Source organism: Hymenobacter cellulosivorans (assembly GCF_022919135.1).
In the GTDB taxonomy this organism is placed as follows: domain Bacteria; phylum Bacteroidota; class Bacteroidia; order Cytophagales; family Hymenobacteraceae; genus Hymenobacter; species Hymenobacter cellulosivorans.
Window position 1 is genome coordinate 4,262,340 of sequence record NZ_CP095049.1, and the last position, 16,669, is coordinate 4,279,008.

Annotated in this window: 16 protein-coding genes; 4 read left to right on the forward strand and 12 right to left on the reverse strand. The window is 60.9% G+C overall.

The window, feature by feature from the left end:
- Positions 1 to 35: 35 nt before the first annotated feature.
- The 4 genes from gyrA to MUN80_RS18065 form a co-directional block, all read right to left on the reverse strand.
- Positions 36 to 2,618 (reverse strand): DNA gyrase subunit A, encoded by a 2,583-nt coding sequence (gene gyrA, locus MUN80_RS18050; RefSeq protein WP_244714899.1) that lies wholly within the window; start codon positions 2,616 to 2,618, stop codon positions 36 to 38.
- Positions 2,619 to 2,731: 113 nt separating this feature from the next.
- On the reverse strand, positions 2,732 to 2,974 hold the full coding sequence (locus tag MUN80_RS18055; RefSeq protein WP_244714901.1) for a hypothetical protein: 243 nt from the start codon (positions 2,972 to 2,974) through the stop codon (positions 2,732 to 2,734).
- A gap of 16 nt (positions 2,975 to 2,990) precedes the next feature.
- A complete protein-coding gene (locus tag MUN80_RS18060; RefSeq protein ID WP_244714903.1) occupies positions 2,991 to 3,686 on the reverse strand; it encodes an HD domain-containing protein in 696 nt (231 codons plus the stop codon).
- A gap of 10 nt (positions 3,687 to 3,696) precedes the next feature.
- A complete protein-coding gene (locus tag MUN80_RS18065) occupies positions 3,697 to 4,053 on the reverse strand; it encodes a cupin domain-containing protein (RefSeq protein WP_244714905.1) in 357 nt (118 codons plus the stop codon).
- Positions 4,054 to 4,200: 147 nt separating this feature from the next.
- On the opposite strand from MUN80_RS18065, the gene MUN80_RS18070 reads away from it, so the two are divergent.
- Entirely contained in the window at positions 4,201 to 4,644 is a 444-nt protein-coding gene (locus MUN80_RS18070; protein WP_244714907.1) for an Xre family toxin-antitoxin system antitoxin, read from the forward strand.
- Positions 4,645 to 4,745: 101 nt separating this feature from the next.
- Positions 4,746 to 5,213: an RES family NAD+ phosphorylase gene (locus MUN80_RS18075; RefSeq protein WP_244714909.1), complete on the forward strand. Its 468-nt coding sequence runs from the start codon at positions 4,746 to 4,748 to the stop codon at positions 5,211 to 5,213.
- Positions 5,214 to 5,225: 12 nt separating this feature from the next.
- Here the strand turns inward: MUN80_RS18075 and MUN80_RS18080 are convergent, their stop codons facing one another.
- Complete coding sequence (locus tag MUN80_RS18080; protein WP_244714911.1) at positions 5,226 to 5,771, reverse strand: RNA 2'-phosphotransferase; 546 nt, start codon at positions 5,769 to 5,771, stop codon at positions 5,226 to 5,228.
- A gap of 238 nt (positions 5,772 to 6,009) precedes the next feature.
- On the opposite strand from MUN80_RS18080, the gene MUN80_RS18085 reads away from it, so the two are divergent.
- Both MUN80_RS18085 and MUN80_RS18090 read left to right on the forward strand, forming a co-directional pair.
- A complete protein-coding gene (locus MUN80_RS18085) occupies positions 6,010 to 6,282 on the forward strand; it encodes a hypothetical protein (protein WP_244714913.1) in 273 nt (90 codons plus the stop codon).
- A gap of 188 nt (positions 6,283 to 6,470) precedes the next feature.
- A complete protein-coding gene (locus MUN80_RS18090) occupies positions 6,471 to 7,817 on the forward strand; it encodes a hypothetical protein (RefSeq protein ID WP_244714915.1) in 1,347 nt (448 codons plus the stop codon).
- Positions 7,818 to 7,892: 75 nt separating this feature from the next.
- Here MUN80_RS18090 and MUN80_RS18095 read toward each other — a convergent pair whose 3' ends face one another.
- From MUN80_RS18095 to MUN80_RS18125, 7 genes are all read right to left on the reverse strand, one after another.
- Positions 7,893 to 9,659: a sensor histidine kinase gene (locus tag MUN80_RS18095; RefSeq protein ID WP_244714917.1), complete on the reverse strand. Its 1,767-nt coding sequence runs from the start codon at positions 9,657 to 9,659 to the stop codon at positions 7,893 to 7,895.
- A 12-nt stretch (positions 9,660 to 9,671) separates the two neighbouring features.
- Positions 9,672 to 10,787, reverse strand: a complete 1,116-nt coding sequence (locus MUN80_RS18100; RefSeq protein WP_244714919.1) for a porin — start codon at positions 10,785 to 10,787, stop codon at positions 9,672 to 9,674.
- A gap of 72 nt (positions 10,788 to 10,859) precedes the next feature.
- Positions 10,860 to 12,224 (reverse strand): sigma-54-dependent transcriptional regulator, encoded by a 1,365-nt coding sequence (locus MUN80_RS18105; RefSeq protein ID WP_244714921.1) that lies wholly within the window; start codon positions 12,222 to 12,224, stop codon positions 10,860 to 10,862.
- A gap of 89 nt (positions 12,225 to 12,313) precedes the next feature.
- Positions 12,314 to 12,745, reverse strand: coding sequence for a PH domain-containing protein (locus tag MUN80_RS18110; protein ID WP_244714923.1), 432 nt, complete (start codon positions 12,743 to 12,745; stop codon positions 12,314 to 12,316).
- Between the two features lie 64 nt (positions 12,746 to 12,809).
- Positions 12,810 to 13,631 carry an ATP-binding cassette domain-containing protein gene (locus tag MUN80_RS18115; RefSeq protein WP_244714925.1) on the reverse strand — a complete coding sequence of 274 codons (822 nt, stop codon included), beginning with the start codon at positions 13,629 to 13,631 and terminating at the stop codon, positions 12,810 to 12,812.
- A 156-nt stretch (positions 13,632 to 13,787) separates the two neighbouring features.
- The gene (locus tag MUN80_RS18120) at positions 13,788 to 14,564 is read right to left on the reverse strand and encodes an ABC transporter permease (RefSeq protein WP_244714927.1); all 777 of its coding nucleotides are present in this window, start codon (positions 14,562 to 14,564) and stop codon (positions 13,788 to 13,790) included.
- 313 nt (positions 14,565 to 14,877) lie between these two features.
- Positions 14,878 to 16,656, reverse strand: a complete 1,779-nt coding sequence (locus MUN80_RS18125; protein ID WP_244714929.1) for an OmpA family protein — start codon at positions 16,654 to 16,656, stop codon at positions 14,878 to 14,880.
- Positions 16,657 to 16,669 lie beyond the last annotated feature (13 nt).

Consider the following 16,669-nt stretch of genomic DNA (forward strand, 5'->3'; position numbering starts at 1 on the left):
TACCGTGCCCGAAAGTACTCAAGCCTTTTGGAAACTTAATCTGCGCTCAGCGTATCCGGCTCGGTTAGTGCTGCCGTTTCATCGGTAGCCAGGGTGGTACCCAGGGCTACTTCCCCTGCCCCATCCGGCGTGCCGTTTTCAGCTGCGTCACCATCCAACGCCTCAGTTTCCTTATCGTCGGAAGCCACTTTGGCTACCGAGGAAATTTCGTCGCCGGCACTGATTTTCAGCAGTCGCACGCCCTGCGTAGCCCGACCAATGGTCCGCAAGTCGCTCATCCGCAAACGAATGGTGATGCCCGACTTGTTGATAATCATCATGTCATCGGAATCCTGCACGTCTTTGATGGCGACCAGCAAACCGGTTTTGTCGGTCAGCTTCATGGCCCGTACACCTTTGCCCCCGCGCTTGGTCACGCGGTACTCCTCCAGCTGACTACGCTTGCCATAGCCATTCTCGCTGATTACCAGCAACTCCTGCGAAGGATCGGCCACGCAGACCATGCCTACCACACGGTTGCCGTCTTCTTCCTCGAGTCGAATACCCCGCACCCCGGCCGCAGAACGACCCATGGAGCGGACATCACTTTCGTTGAAGCGAACCGCGCGGCCGCTCCGCGAGGCCAGCACCACTTCGGCATTCGGGGTGAGCAGCTGCACGTCGAGCAACCGGTCGCCATCGTTGATGGTAATGGCGTTGATACCAGCGGTACGCGGGCGGGAATAGGCTTCCAGCGGCGTTTTCTTCACCGTACCCTGCTCGGTGCAGAACATCAGGAAGGTATTTTCCAGATAATCGGCGTCGCGCAGACCGCGTACGTTCAGGACCGAGCGCACCGAGTCTTCGCGGGGAATCTCGATAAGGTTCTGAATCGGCCGGCCTTTGGCGTTCTTCCCTCCTTCTGGCACTTCGTATACCTTGAGCCAGAACACGCGGCCCAGCTCGGTGAAGAACAGTAGGTATTCGTGGGTGGTGGCCACAAAGAGGTGCTCGGTGAAGTCGTCCTGCTTAGAAGCCGCGCCCCGGGCACCCACGCCACCCCGGCCCTGGGTACGGTATTCGTCGAGAGCGGTACGCTTGATGTAGCCTTCGCGGGAGATGGTAATCACCATGCTCTCGTCGGCAATCATGTCTTCCATCGAGAAGTCGCCGCCGGCGTATTCGATCATCGTGCGGCGCTTGTCGCCGTAACGCTCCCGAATATCGATCAGCTCGTCCTTGATGATCTGGCGCTGGAGCACATCCGAAGCCAATACAGCTTTCAGGTGGTCAATCAGGCGCATCAGCTCCTCGTATTCGGCTACGATCTTGTCGCGCTCCAGGCCGGTGAGGCGCTGCAGACGCATATCCAGAATAGCGCGGGCCTGAATCTCGCTCAACGCGAAACGCTCGATAAGCTGGGCCCGGGCCACGTCGCCGTCGCGGGAAGCACGGATCAGGGCAATAACCTCGTCGAGGTGGTCGAGGGCAATGAGCAGGCCTTCCAGGATGTGGGCGCGCTTCTGGGCTTCGGCCAACTCGTAGCGGGTCCGGCGCACGACCACGTCGGCGCGGTGCTCAACGAAGTAGTGAATCAGCTCCTTGAGATTGAGCGTCATCGGGCGGCCTTTGACCAGGCACACGTTGTTGACGCCGAACGAGGATTGGAGCTGGGTGTAGCGGTAGAGCTGGTTGAGCACCACGTTGGGCATGGCGTCGCGCTTCAGATCGTAGACGATGCGCATACCGTCGCGGTCGGACTCGTCACGCAGGTCCGAAATGCCTTCGATCTTCTTCTCGTTGATCAGCGCGGCCGTTTTCTCGATCATCGATGCCTTATTCACCATGTAGGGAATTTCGGTGATGACGATCTGCTCCTTGCCGCTGGGCAGGGTTTCGTAATGGGCTTTGGCGCGCATCACAATACGGCCCCGGCCGGTTTCGAAGGCCTGCTTTACACCCTCGTAGCCGTAGATGGTACCACCCGTCGGGAAGTCGGGAGCGGTAACGTGCTCCATCAGCTCGGCGATGGTAATCTCGGGGTTATCGAGGTAGGCAATGATGCCGCTGACGGTTTCGGTCAGGTTGTGGGGCGGCATGTTGGTGGCCATACCCACGGCAATACCCGTCGTGCCGTTGACCAGCAGGTTGGGAAACTTCGAGGGCATCACGCTGGGCTCTTCCAGCGAGTCGTCGAAGTTGGGCTGGAAATCCACGGTGTCCTTGTCCAGGTCGCCCAGCATTTCGTCGGCCAGGCGCTTGAGCCGGGCTTCGGTATAACGCATGGCCGCCGGCGAGTCGCCGTCGATGGAGCCGAAGTTGCCCTGGCCGTCAACCAGCGGGTAGCGCAGGCTCCAGTCCTGGGCCATGCGCACCATCGTGTCGTAAACCGAGGAGTCGCCGTGCGGGTGGTACTTACCCAGCACTTCGCCCACGATACGGGCACTCTTTTTATAGGCTTTGTTGTAGGATACGCCCAGCTCCGACATACCGTAGAGCACGCGGCGGTGCACGGGCTTCAGGCCGTCGCGCACGTCGGGCAGAGCCCGGGAGATGATGACCGACATCGAGTAATCGATGTAGGCGCCACGCATCTCGTCTTCAATGTTAATCGGAATGATCTTTTCGCCTTCCGCCATAGGGAAATCTAAGTCGGCCTAGGCCCCGGAAAAGAGGAGCTTTCGGCACCAGTGAATGAGTACTGCGAGAAGCCCGCAAGATACGAAAAAAGGCCCGTTTTGCCTAATCCAGCCTATTCTTTTGACTTGCTCTTGTCGGCCTTATGCGTGCCCGACTTGGGATTGTAGGTCTTGATTTTTTCGCCCACGGCCGGGTTCTGTTTTTTCCACAGCGGCTGGCCGCGGTATTTGTTGCCGTTGTGGAAATGGACCTTGCGCGTGTGGCAGGACGCCATGGGACAGGTACGGCACCCGGCGGCGCTAATCAGGAGCAAAAGCGGCACAAAAAAGCGCAGGGCGAGCAGGCGAAAGTTCATAAGGTAAAGGTAGGCGTTAGGCGGGGGTGTGCAACGCGGGCAGGTCCTGGCCTTCCCATTCGCGCAGGAATTGCGTCAGGAAGGTTTCCAGGAACTGGTGGCGTTCCTGGGCAATGCGGCGGGCAGCCGGCGTGTGCAGCCGCTCGCGCAGGTGGAGCAGCTTCTCGTAGAAATGGTTTAGAGTAGGCGCCGTGTTCTTCTTATAGCTCTCGAAAGACTCGTGCACGATGGGCGCTACGGCCGGATCGTGCAGGGGGCGCCCCTTGTGGCCGCCGTAGGCAAAGGCCCGGGCCACCCCGATGGCGCCGATGGCGTCGAGGCGGTCGGCATCCTGCACCACCTCCCCTTCCGGCGTGCTCATGGGCGTAGGCACGCCCAGGCCCTTGAAGGAAATCTCGCGGATAATGGTCTCGACGCGCTGAATGACGGCTTCCTCGACCTGCAGGCCACTAAGCCAGGCCCGGGCGGCGCGGGGACCCGCTTCTTCGTCGCCGGCGTGGAATTTCCAGTCGGCCACGTCGTGCAGCAGGGCGGCCAGTTCGGTTACGAGCTGGTCGGCGGCGGGCACGGTGGCGGCCAGAGCCCGGCTGGTGTGCCACACCCGGCGGATGTGCTCCCAGTCGTGGCCCGAGCCTTCGCCCAGAAATTTGTCGCGCACGAAGTCAGCGGTTTGAGCAATGATCTGCTCGGTAGGTAGCGGGGTTATTGACATTGAAAAAGACTTAGACTAAAATTCGGTCGCCGTGGCTGGGCGGCTGAGACGTGACGGTAAAGTGCAGCTCCTGGCCCGACTCATTGCGCAGTTGGTGCACCGCCCGTGGCGGCACGGCCAAGCCCTGCTGGGCCTGCAGCCGATGCGCTACGCCGTTTATTTCCAGCGTAGCCTCGCCGGCCAGTACGAAAAAGAACTGGTAGGCCCGCTCGTGGTAGTGCCGTACTTCCTGGGCTCCAGAGGGCATGCGCTCCTGAATTATGCTCAGGACGGGCGTTTTGACCAGGTGCCAGCCGTCGCAGCCTTCTCCCCAGCGGTAGTGCTCGGCAGTGGCCAGACTGATGGGTAAGCAAACAAGATCGGACATACGGGACGGGCTTGAAGCGGCAAATTAGCAAGTTCAGCTCAGCCGGGCGGCCGGGCTGATAGGTAGGCATTGAATTTTTCGGCCGTTTGGGAAGTTATTGCGTATATTGCCGTCAAATGACGACTAAAGAATAAGCAAATGACTGTCATGCGTAAAACTCCGGTAGCCACCATGGTTGATCTGATGGGCGGTGGAGCCGTCATTCCGCAACTGGTGCACAACGAGCTGGATTTGCTGGCCGTGGCCCTGAAGGGCTTGTCGGTGCAGGCCTTGCGGGCGCTGCAACAGCGACTGGGCTTTTCCAACAAGGAAATCAGCGTGGTGCTGGGCGTGTCGGAAAGCACCCTGGCCCGACGGGAGCAGGCCAACCGCGCCCTGACCCTAGACGAAGCCGAGAAGACTATTCAACTCTCGGCCGTGCTGGCCAAAGGCCTCGACGTATTTGAGGACCAGGACGACTTTCACCACTGGCTCGACACCCAGAACCCGGCTCTAGGCGGCGTGCGGCCCAAGGAACTGCTGTCGTCGGCCATCGGGCGGGAACAGGTGCGCGAAATTCTAGGCCGGATTGAGTACGGTATTTATTCTTAGTTGTCAGTTGCTCGTTGTTAGTTGTCAGGCCTTTTACTGCCTTGTTACTAACAACTGCCAACTAATAACTGACAACCAACACCACTTACTACACCTGCTGCATGCGCCTGTACCGGCTGGGGAAGTTTCCCTATATTCAAGACACGACCGGCCAGGGCGGCCTATATTACTCGGGGCGCTGGCACGAAAAGGGCGTCCAGATTCTGTACACCTCCGAGCATCTGTCGTTGGCCAAGCTGGAAGTTTTGGCCAATTCGCCCTCGTTGCCGCGCAATTACTTTGCCCTGACTCTGGAAGTGCCCGAGGCAACGCCCTTTAAGAAAGTGGCCGTGGACCAGCTGCCAGCCAACTGGCAGGAAATGCCCTACCCGCTGGAATTGGCGCAACTGACCCGGGCCTGGATGGAAGAAGGCACGTTCTGGATCATGCGCGTGCCCTCGGCTCACGCGCCCACCGAGTGGAACTACCTGCTCAACCCGCTCCACCCCGACCACCAGCAGCTGCGCGTGGTGGCCCTGGAGCCCCACCCCTTCGACGCCCGGCTTAAGCCTGAACTCGGCGCCAAATAACGTCAGCAGCTTTTACAGCTCCCGCAGGTACTGTGGCGGCACCTGATCCGTGAGCCAGACGCCGTTGCCGGACTCGTAGAACACGAACCCAGCCTGCTGCATGGCGGCCGCATCGATGGCCAGAATAAGGGGCTGCCCCCGGCGCTGCCCCACCCGGCGGGCCGTGGCCTCATCGGGCGAGAGGTGTACGTGGTGACGCTGGCGCTTTTGCAAGCCTTCCTGGCGAATGGCAGGCAGGGCCGCGGCCACCGTGCCGTGGAAAAGCAGAGCGGGCGGCAAGGCCGGCGGCAGCTGCAAATCAACCGTGACGCTGTGCCCCTGCTGGGCCCGGATCCGCGTACCCGTGGCGTCGAAGGCGAAGCGCTGCTTGTCGTTATCGGCCACTACGTCCGCCAACTCGGCCCGGGTGATGGGCCGGCCACGGCGGGCACAGCCGGCTAGCAGCTCCTCGACGCTCACCCAACCGCCTTCGGCCAGCGTGAGGCCCAGCTCCTGGGGCTGGTGACGCAGGTGCAGGCTGAGGAATTTGCTGAGGTGAGTAAGCTGGGCCTTATCCATACAAAGAGTAGTAACGGCGGCGTTAGAACCGCCGCCAAGTTGCTGGACGCAAAATAAAGGCTTACGCCTTTTGTGGCGCCGCCGGTGGTAAACTCAAGTATTTTTCTAACTTCGGAATTGGAATACCCCACAAAGTGTTATCTATTGCGGCCGGCTTTCCTGTTTTTCGGGTGGCTTTCTCACCCTATCCGGCCGTTATTTCCCATCGAACCGTGCCCGGTTCTCACTGTTTTGACTTATGCCGCACGAAGTTGCTAACCTGACCCTGGCCGAAGCTACCACCCACGCCCCTTTCGTGGACTACGCCCGCTGCATTGACGCCGGCAACCGCCCCTTCAACCACGTGGGCGACTGGCCGGAGGAAGGCCAGCTCTACCCCGTGCGGGTGGTGGAGTCACATCTGGAAGGGATGCCCCTGGTGCACGTGCTGGGTTTTCAGGCCGAAGCGCCCTACTACAACGCCTACGCCCCGCACCGCTTCGAGCTGCTGCACACCGTATGGCTGAACTAATCCGGGCTGTTTTTTAAGCTAACGCATAACTTTTCAAACAAAATCCGCTTACAACAGGGCGCTTCTCACGGGAGGCGCCCTGTTTTGTTTTTACCTATTCCAGGTAAAACTGCGTGAATTGCCCCACAACTGGCTTCGGGGACGGACCCAGCCTTACCTTTGCTCCTTCTTTTATTCAACCAGTACGCATGATACAATTACGGTGGCGCAGCGGGATGCTTTTACCCGCGTTGCTAGCCGGTGCCCTGCACACGCAGGCCCAAAGCTTCAAGGACGGTAAGCTTACCCTAAACCCCGACGGCAGTCATTACATCAAGTTTACGCTCCTCAACCAGGTCTGGGCCCGCTACAACCAAAGCAACCCCGGCACCCAGGTCAATGGCTTCAATAAGCCCGAAACCTACGACATCGGCATCCGGCGCTTCCGCATGCAGTTTTTCGGACAGCTCACCGACCGGGTGTTTATCTACTCCCAGATTGGCATCAACAACTATAGCTACCTCTCGGAGCGCAAGGCGGGCTTCTTCCTGCACGACGCGGTGGGCGAATACGCGGTGGTGAAAAACAAGCTGTCCTTGGGTACGGGCCTGGGGGCCTGGAACGGCTTGTCGCGCTTCACGGCCTCGGCCACGGGGAGCATCATGGGCATTGACTTGCCGCTGGTAGCCGAAACCACCAACGACGTGAATGACCAGTTCGGGCGCAAGCTCAGCATCTACGCCAAGGGCAAGCTCAGCAAGCTCGACTACCGCGTGGCCCTTTCCGACCCGCTGGATATTACCCGCGGCTCGGCCGGCACAGCGGCCCTGACGCGCAACGCCAACTTTTCGCGCCGCCCCGGCCAGCCCCAGTACCAGGCCTATTTGATGTGGCAGTTCCGGGACCAGGAAAGTAACCTGACGGCCTACAACACGGGTACTTACCTGGGCAAAAAGAACGTGCTCAACGTGGGTGCCGGTGCCATCGTACAGCCCAAGGCCATGTGGTACCTGGCCGACAACGGCCGCGACACGCTCACCCAGGCCATGAAGCAGGTGGCCGTCGATGTGTACTACGACGCGCCCCTGGACACGGCCAAGGGCGCGCCCAGCGTGCACTTCTACGCCGTGGGCATGCACCTGGACTACGGCCCGGGCTACTTGCGCACCAACGGCCCGATGAACCCGGCCACCGGCACCCGCCCCAACACGCCCGCGTATACCAATAACGCGTTGCTCGGCGAGTTTGGCAACCAGTTTCCGCAGTACGGCACCGGCAACGTGCTCTACTCTCAGCTGGGCTACAAGCTGCGCGACAACCTGGTAGGCTCCACCACCTTTATGCCCTACGTGAGCTACCAGTATTCGCACTATAAGCGCCTGGCCGACGACTTGCACTACTACGACGCGGGGGTAAACTGGCTGCTGGCCGGCCACACCTCCAAGCTCACGCTCAGCTACCAGAACCGCCCCTTCTACATTACCAACAGCCGCGGCGAAAACGTGGTGGACCGCCGCCGCAGCGCCGTGGTAGCCCAGTACCAGGTGTCGTTTTAGTTGTCAGTTGCTCGTTGGCAGTTGTTAGGCCTTTCGGTTCCTAACAACTGCCAACGAGCAACTGACAACTAGAAATCAACTCATCACCGGCAAGGTGAAATGGAATATACTGCCGCTGCCGGGCTGGCTTTCGACCCAGAGCTGTCCGCCCTGGGAGGTAATAAACTCCTGGGAGATGCTCAGGCCCAGGCCCGAGCCGCCTTTCACGCCGTTTTTGTTGGGAATGTGGGCGAAGCGCTGGAAAATTCGCTCGTGGTACTCGGCCGGAATACCGGGGCCGCAGTCACGCACGCTCACCTGGACCACGTCACCGCGCTGCTCGGCGCTGATGCAGATTTGCTCACCCGGCGGCGAATAGCGGATGGCGTTGGCCATGAGGTTGATAACGACCCAGGTAGTTTTTTCCAGGTCGGCGCGCACGGCAGGCAGGTCGTTGGGCAGTTCGTAGCGGAGTTCGAGCTGCTTGTCTTCGAGCTGGGCCATGATGGTGTCGTCGGCATAATCCATGACCAAGGCCAGGGCCACGGGCTCGGGGTTGAGCTTGATGCCCACGCCCGCGTCGAGCCGGGACACGTCAATCAGCTCGCCCACCATGCGCAGCAGGCGCTGGGTTTCGAGGCGGATGCCGCCAGCAATGCGCTGGCGCTCGGCCGTGTCGGTGCGCTCGTCCTGGAGCAGCTTCAAACTCAGGTTGATGCTGGCCAGCGGGGTTTTGAGCTCGTGCGAAACGGTAGCCAGGAAGTTAGACTTGACCTGATCCAGCTTCTTAAAGTCCGACACGTTGCGCAAGGACAGGATGTGGCCCACGAACTCGGTTTGGGCCGTCAGCTCGTTGTAGGACAGAATGGGGTTGACCGACAAGCGGTAGTAGGCTTCCTGGCCGTGGCGGGTAACGGTGTACTCGGGCGGCTCGGGGGTGTCGCGCTGGGGCAGGTTGGCTTCGGCCGTGAGCAGCTTCTGCAAAAACTCGTTGTGCTGGGCCACGTCGGTGGCCAGCTGGCCAATGAGGGCCTCGGCCGGCTGGCCCAGCAGCTCACTGGCCACGGGGTTCACCAGGATGATGCGGCGGTTCTGGTCAATGAGTAACAGGCCTTCGTCGAGGCCCTGCACGATGCTTTCCATACGGTTGCGCTGGGTCAGCAGCTCGGCCCGGCTGGCCGTGCGCAGGTCCTGCATCTGGCCCAGCACCCGGTTGAAGGCCTGGGCCACGTTGCCGACTTCATCCTGTTGGGTAATGGGCAGGCGGACGCCGGTGCTGGGGTCGGTGGCCAGCTCAATATCGGCGCTGAGGCGGCGCAAGGGGCGCACCACAATACGCGGCAGGCGCAGCACCAGGCTGGCGCCCAGCACCGTGCTCAGCACCAGAATCAGCAAGAGTGTGGTTTTGGCGGCCCGCACCAGCCGGGCCGCGTCCTCGCCCTGCCGGCCCGAGGCCTGGAGGTTCATCGTCAGCAGGCGGTTGGTTTGGGCCTGGAGTTGGAGCAGTTCGGCCTGCTGGGCCCCGAGCGACGCCTGGTGGTCGAGCAGCCTTTGGTAGTCGGCCAGGTTCTGGGTCAGGCTGTCGACCAACTCGGCCTCGCCGGGCTCGGTGATGTTAGCGCCTTCGCGGGTCAGGGCCCGGCGAAGCTCGGAGAGGGCTGTGGGGCGGGCCGGCTGCTGGGTCAAGCCACTCAGGGCCCAGAGCATTTGCCGGCCGAGCTCCACCGAGTGCAGATTGGCCCGGCGCACGTGCTGGGCCCGGTGGTCCAGACCGTGCAGCACGCTGTAGCTGTAGACGCCCACAATCAGCAGCAGCAGCAGCATGGTGAGTACGCTCAGCCGGATACGGTTTTTTAAGGTCATAGTCGTTGAGCATTAAAAGCTCAGGGCAATACTACTCGTCACGTTGCCGTAGGTGTGGCCCGGCAGACGGCCGCCGTTGTCGAACAACTCCAGGCTGCTGTGCAACACCCGCCCTTCGAGGCGGGCCGTGAGGTGGGAAGTTGGCGCATAATCCAGGTTCAAAGAAGCTCCTTTCAGTTGGGTGTTCGAGTTGGCTGGTGTGGGCCGGATTGTTTGAATAATAACCCCATCGCGGGCGGAATAGCCTTCCAAGCGGCCGGCAACGGCCCAGGACGGGCTGAACTTGTAGCGTGCCAGCAGGGCTGCGGCAACCCAATTGTCGTCCTTCGGCTTTTCCTCGGTTTGCTGGGTCCCAATATCGAACACGCCGGCTACCGAGAGCTTTTCCGAGGCGTTGTAGGTCACATAAAAATCGTGAAAAAAGCGGCGGCGCCGACTGGTACCCGGCAGCTGGTCGTTGCCATAGTAGGTGCTAGAGTTGAGCAGGAGCTTGTCGGTGGGCTTCCACTGGAGCTGGGTACCCAGGCTTTTGGCCCGGTTTACGTCCCGAATTTGCTGCCAGCCATTGAGAACCAGCACCGTGGCCGTGAGCTTGGAGCTAAATTCATAGGTAAAGCGGGCCCCGGTTTCGTAGTACGGCGAGTTTTCGGCCATCAAGGAGCGGGTCAGCGTCCAGTTGTCCTTGCTCAGGGCCGACTCAAAGCCAATATGGGAGCTGAAGATACCCAAATCCAGCCAAGACTTGGCCGTGGGCCGGAAGCCGGCGTAGGCTTCGTAAATGTTGCGCAGCACCGTAGGCTCGTTGGCGTAATTGGCCTCTACGTACGTGCCCGTGTGCAGGGCCACGGCCCCGCGCACCCGGGTCTCCTCGTAGCGCACCCCCAGCACGGCGTTGTTCAGGGCAAATTCATTAGCCCGGTTGTGCGAATACAAAAACCCGGGCCGCTGCGGGGATTTACCGGTAAAATCGTAGCCATAATAGGCATCGGCAAAGCCGTACACGCGCAGGCCCGCGGGCAGCAGCGTGGGGGTTTCTACCGCCTCGACGGAGTCAGCGGCAGCCAGGGTCTGGGCCCGCCCGGTAGCGGATAGCAACAGAGCGGCAACAAAAAAGGAGGCGAATTTCATACGTATGGGGTACCGGCTGCGCCGCGCAGCGGCTGCGGGCAGGGCATTGAGAAGGTAGAAAAAAGAGAGAAATCAGGCCGTAAGGCCGTACTCTTGCAGCTTGCGGTAGAGCGTGGTCAGGCCGATGCCGAGCTGGCGGGCGGCCTCGGTTTTGTTGCCTTCCACCTCGGCCAGCACTTCCCGAATGTGGCGGGCTTCTACGGCGCGCAAACTCCGGTCGTGGGGGTCGTCAGTGGCGCGCAGGGCGTCGGGCAGGGTGTAGAACTCGGTGGGCAGCAGGCCGGCCGCTACCAGCTCATTGTCAGGGGTGAGGATGGCGGCCCGCTCCAGCACGTTTTTGAGCTCCCGCACGTTGCCGGGCCAGTCGTAAGCCTGCAGCAGGCGCAAACACTCGGCATCGAGTCCCGGTAGGCGCTTTTTGAGGCGGGCGGCAAAGTACTGTAGAAAGTACTGGGCCAGCACCGGCACATCGGCCACCCGGGCTTTGAGCGGGGGCACGTCGATGGTAAAAACCGAGAGGCGGTAGTACAGATCGGGCCGGAAGCGGCTTTCCTGGGCTTCAAGCTTGAGGTTGCGGTTGGTGGCGGCCACGATGCGCACCTGCACGGCCGTGGGCGTGGTGGCCCCGAGCTTGGTAAAGGTTTGGGTTTCGAGCACCCGCAGAAACTTGGCCTGCACATTGAGCTCCAGCTCCCCGATTTCGTCCAGAAACAGCGTCCCGCCGTTGGCTTCTTCCAGCAGGCCCTTCTTGTCGGTCAGGGCCCCGGTGAAGGCGCCTTTCTTGTAGCCAAACAGCTCACTCTCCAGCAAATCCTTGGGAAAGGCTGAGCAGTTGACGGCCACAAACGGCTTGAGCCGGCGCAGGCTGGCTTGGTGAATGGCCTGGGCGAAGAGCTCCTTGCCTGCGCCCGTGGGCCCTTCCAGCAGCACGGTGCTGTCCGTCACGGCCACCTGCCGGGCCAGGTTTTGGGCAGCCCGCAGCGCCGCCGACTCCCCTATCATGGTCTCGAAGCTGTGCTGGGCCCCGACTTTGCGTTCCAGCTCGGCCACCCGGCGCTGCAGCCGGGCCTTGTCGGCGGCCCGCTCCACGATGACGAGCAGTTGGTCGTCGGAGTCGCCCTTGGTCAGGTAGTCGAAGGCGCCTTGTTTCATGGCCTGCACCCCGTCGGCAATGGTACCGAAGGCCGTCATGAGCACGATTTCGGCCTCGGGGCAGCGGGCCCGCAGCTTCGGAATCAGCTCTACGCCGTGGGCATCGGGCAGCTTCACGTCGGAGAGCACGACCAGGATTTCATCGGCGTGCAGCTGTAATGTTTCCAGACCGCGCCGGGCATCGGCGGCCTGCAACACCGTGTAGCCTTCCAACTCCAGGACCCGGCTCAGGAGCTGGCGCAGGCGGGTTTCGTCGTCGATAATGAGCAGAGTACCGGTGGGCATAACAGGCGTAGAAGTAGAAAAGGAAGATACGGGAGGTCAAAAGTAGAGGGAAGGCCGAACTTTGGTTCTCCGCGGGGGCCTGCCGCCAGCTATTTTGCGTTGTACACTACTTCAATAGCCGGGTTCAGGGCCTGCAGGTGGGCAATGAAGTCGGCCTTTTCGCGGGGCGAAATCAGCACGGTGTCGTAGCGCCCGTAGGCAATTTCGAGCCGGTCGAAGGAAGCCGCCGGGGAGGAAAAGACGCTGTTGGTTTCGGCGATTCGGCGGATGGAGCCGATGGCCAGCGTGGCCGTATACAGCACCCCGCTTTCGATGCGCAGCGAGTCGCCGGCAATGGTGTAGCGGGTGGTAACCAGCACGTGGGCAATAAACCCCGCCGCGGCCAGAACCAAGCCCAGCCCGGGCCATATCTGCTCATAGGCCATCAGCAGGGCCACGCCGCCCAGCACGACCGTTAAAAACAGCACCAGCCCCCGGCTGATACCTGATTTGTAGACGCGCCCCGGAACCGAGCCTTTCATACTTCTTTATTCTTACCCCGAAGGATGGCTACCTGCATAACTACTGCCACTTATTCTTACTTATTTACCGCCGGATTTCGCCTTTCAAGTGCTCTACAAAGCGGTTGAATTCGGGCTCGGCTTCCACGTTGGGGTGCCAGGCCAGGCCCATGCCGGCCAAATCGTACTGGTGGTCTTTGCTGATGGTGGCGCCGGGTAGCAGCTGGCCGCTGGCATCCCGCTCGTAGCCCATCAGCCAGAGCGTGTCCGACAAGGCCGTGGTAGTAGCAATATCGTGGGAAACGATGACGACCGTATTGAGTTCGTCCATCGTGGTGACTTCCAGGATAATTTTCTTCACTTCGTCAATCATGGCTACGTCGAGGCCGGAGAAGGGCTCGTCGAGCAGGATCAGGTGGTCGGAGCACAGAAGCTGCTGGGCAATGGCGGCCCGCTGGCGCTGCCCGCCCGAGAGCTGAGCCGGAAACTTCTTGCCGTGCAAGTCCAGCCGGAACCGCTCCAGGTAGGCCTGCACTTCGCGCCGGGCGGCTTCGGGCTCGTGCTTGCGGGCGGCGGCCAGCAGCAGGTTGTCGGCCAGGGTACGGTGGTTGAACAACGGGTAGCGCTGCTGCACCAAACCCACGTCGCCGGCCTGCACCGGGTGCTGCTCCTCCCCGACCCGCACCGCGCCCGTGGCCGGGTGGGTGAGGCCGGCAATGATGCGGCAGAGCACCGACTTGCCGATGCCCGAGCGGCCGTAGAAGCCCACAACCTGCCCCTGGGTCATATTGGGCCGTACCACGTTCAGCACCTGGGCGCTGATGTCGCGCAGCACCAGCTCGCCGTTATAGCGCATCGATACGCCCTCCAGGGTCAGTACCGGTTCTTTATGAAAGTAAGGAGTCATGGGCGGTGAAACAGTGAAATGGTGACTGAGCGGTGAATGCACTGTTCTTGTGGTAATTTTTGCGGAGGATGAAAAATTTACCACGCTTCTGAGGGAAACGGGTGTGGTATTTTTTCATACTTTGGAAAAATTACCACGCCTCATTATCACACCTAGCTAGCTGGCCGCAGTCAAAGCCGAATGGGGGAAAAACACCCGGCGCAGGAGCACGAAGACATAGTCCTGCAGGGCCCCGGTAGCCAGGATGACCAGCTGAATGGCCAGCACTCCGTCGAGGTGGAGGTAGCGGTTCTGCTTGTAGAGCAGCAGCCCGATGCCGCCTTCCGACTGGTAAAGGGTTTCGACCAGCGTAATCATCGTCCAGATGATGGCGAAGTTCTGGCGCACCACTTCCAGCATCAAATCCAGCTTGCCCAGCACCACCACTTCCAGAAAGCTGCGCCACTCGCCCAAACCCAGGGTGCGGGCGTGGTCCATTTCCTCCTGAGTCGTGGTCAGAATCACGCTGGTCATGCCCGTGACCAGGTACACGGTGGTGGCAAACACGAGCACCGAGAGCTTGACCTGATGGCCCGAGCTGAGCATGAGCGCCATGAAAAAGGTGAGGCCCGTGAGCGTGAGGTAGCGCATCTTGGTGGCCGCGTAGGCAATGGGCCGAAAAAACGGCAGGGCCGTGAGGTAGGATATAATCAGGGCCAGCACCGTGCCGATAGCCAGCGCCTGCAGGGCCGTGGTCATGCTGGCCCAAAGCTCCTGCAACAAGCCCTGGGAGGTGATTAGGTCGCCCAACGCGCGCAGCACCTGGCCCAAGCTGGGGAACAGCTGCAGGGGAAAAAACACCCAGAGCAGCACCAGCACCAATAACTGGGCGCCCACCATGGTGGCAAACACCGGTCGGCTGGGCTGGGCATTGGGGGCAAATAGCTCTTTCATACTGTGAGTTAGTGAATGAGTGACTTAGTGAGTTTTGTTCTGTTGGCGCAAATGGCGCTGGGGAAGCGGCAGGCGCTCAACTCACTTGGTTGAGGAAGGACTAGACTTACTTCACAGCCCGAAGAAGCCCCGCTCCGGGCGGGACTTCTTCTTCGCTATGCATTAGAATAGGACACGTTGGATAAGTCGGCTAGGATAAGGCACGATGGATAGAGAGTTTGTGACCTAGTGAGTCAATGTTCTGCTGGTGTAGTTTGACCCATTCGCGCAGCTCGAAGGGTAAACTCACCATCTCACTAGTTCACCATCTCACCTAGTTGCCCAGCACGATTTCCACCCGGCGGTTTTTGGCGCGGCCGTCGAGCGAGGCGTTGCTGGCCAGGGGTTCGGTGGCGCCGTGGGCGTAGATCTGCACCCGGCCCTCAGGGAAGGCGCTGGAGCTTTTGCGGCTCAGCCACTGCTGCACGGCCAGGGCCCGGTCTTCGCTGAGCTGCTGGTTTTTCTGCGGGTCGCCCTGGTTGTCGGTGTGGCCGTGGACGGCTACTTTCAGGCGGCCGGCTACTACGAGGTCGTCGAAGAGCTGGTTCAAATCCCGCTCGGCGGCCGGGGTGAAGGTGCTCTGGCCGGTTTCGAACTCGATGTTCCAGGCCCGCTTGCTCACGCTACGGCGGATTTCATCGTCGGCGGCAAACTGCTGCTTGTCGGCCGGCGCAATGGCCTTGCCCTTGTACTGGCTCTGCAATTTCTTGAGCAGGTTCAGGTCCAGCATCTGGTCCAGGGGCACGTAGCTGGGCAGTTCCTTAGGATAGAGCTTGTGCTGCACGTCGCCGAAGGTTTTGTATACCGAGGCGTAGACATTGGTACCGCCTTCCTCCAGGCCAAACAAGGCCAGGTTATCGGCGAAGTTGAAGGCCTTGCTCCCACCCAGCTCCACGACTTCGCCGGTGCGGTCGGCCTCACTTACTCCTTTATAATAGCGCAGCCAGTAACCGCCATTCTTGTCTTTGTCGCCGTACACTTCGGCCGAAATATCGGCGGCGCGGCTCAGGGCCTCGGGGTGACTTTTCACCTGGTCGCCGGCCACGGCCAGGGCCATCATCATGCCTTCCACCTCTTTGGTATGGGCGTCGTACCAGCGCTTAGTCGTGACCATGATGTTGGGCATCTGGTTGCTGTAGTCCTTGGTCGAGACGATGTTGACCAGGCCGCCTTTCTGCTTGGCAATATTCACGTCGCCGGGCGTCCAGGTGGCTACGGCATCGGCGGGCACGTCGACTTTCACGCCGGTGTCCTTGCCTTTCACCACCTTGGTGCGCTGCTCAGGCTTGCCGGTAATGTACTTTTCGGCGGCAGCCAAAAAATCGGGGGCGGCCATGAAGTTCACCGCTTCGGGGTCGTAGGTGGTTTCGTCGGGGTTTACTTTCAGGCCATTGTCGGCGCACCACTTCAGGGCAATGTTCTGGTCGCCGTCGCGCAGGTAGCAGGCAATGGTTTTGCCCAGGGCCGCCTTGGGGTTGTCGAGCCATTCCTTGGGGCCCATCAGCTTGTCTTCGCCAAACGACTTGCCGCAGCTGTAGGGCAGAATCTGTAAGCCCGTGCCGGCTTTTTCCAGCTGGCTCTGCACCGCCGAGAAGGCCGGCAGCCCGTCGCCCATAATGCTCACAATCAAACCCGGCGTTTCGGGGTTCTGCTCCATATCCAGGGCGTTTTTGACCAGGTCGGCCTGCATTTTGGCCACGTCGTCCTGGCGCACGATCTGCAGGTTGATGCCGTTGGCGGCCATGCTGGAGCCCTCGGTGGTGCGGGGGCCGCCGTTGGCCAGCATACCGGCCATCTGCGAGTTCCAGGCCATTACTTCCCAGGTCACCGGGGCACCCTTCTCGGTGGGTGTGCTGCCCGGTAGTGGGGCTAGCGGCACGGCCTGGTTGGTGCGGGTGCCGGCCGTTTGGGTTGGCAGCTCAATAGAATTAAGCAGCACCGACTCCGTAGCGGCCTTTTTAAACAGCAGGCCGCTGCCGATAAGCTTGTTGATGCCGAAGTAGAGCAGCGCCACAATCAGGGCACCGATTACGATTTTACCGCGCGTTGTCATGGTAGTTGTTGGT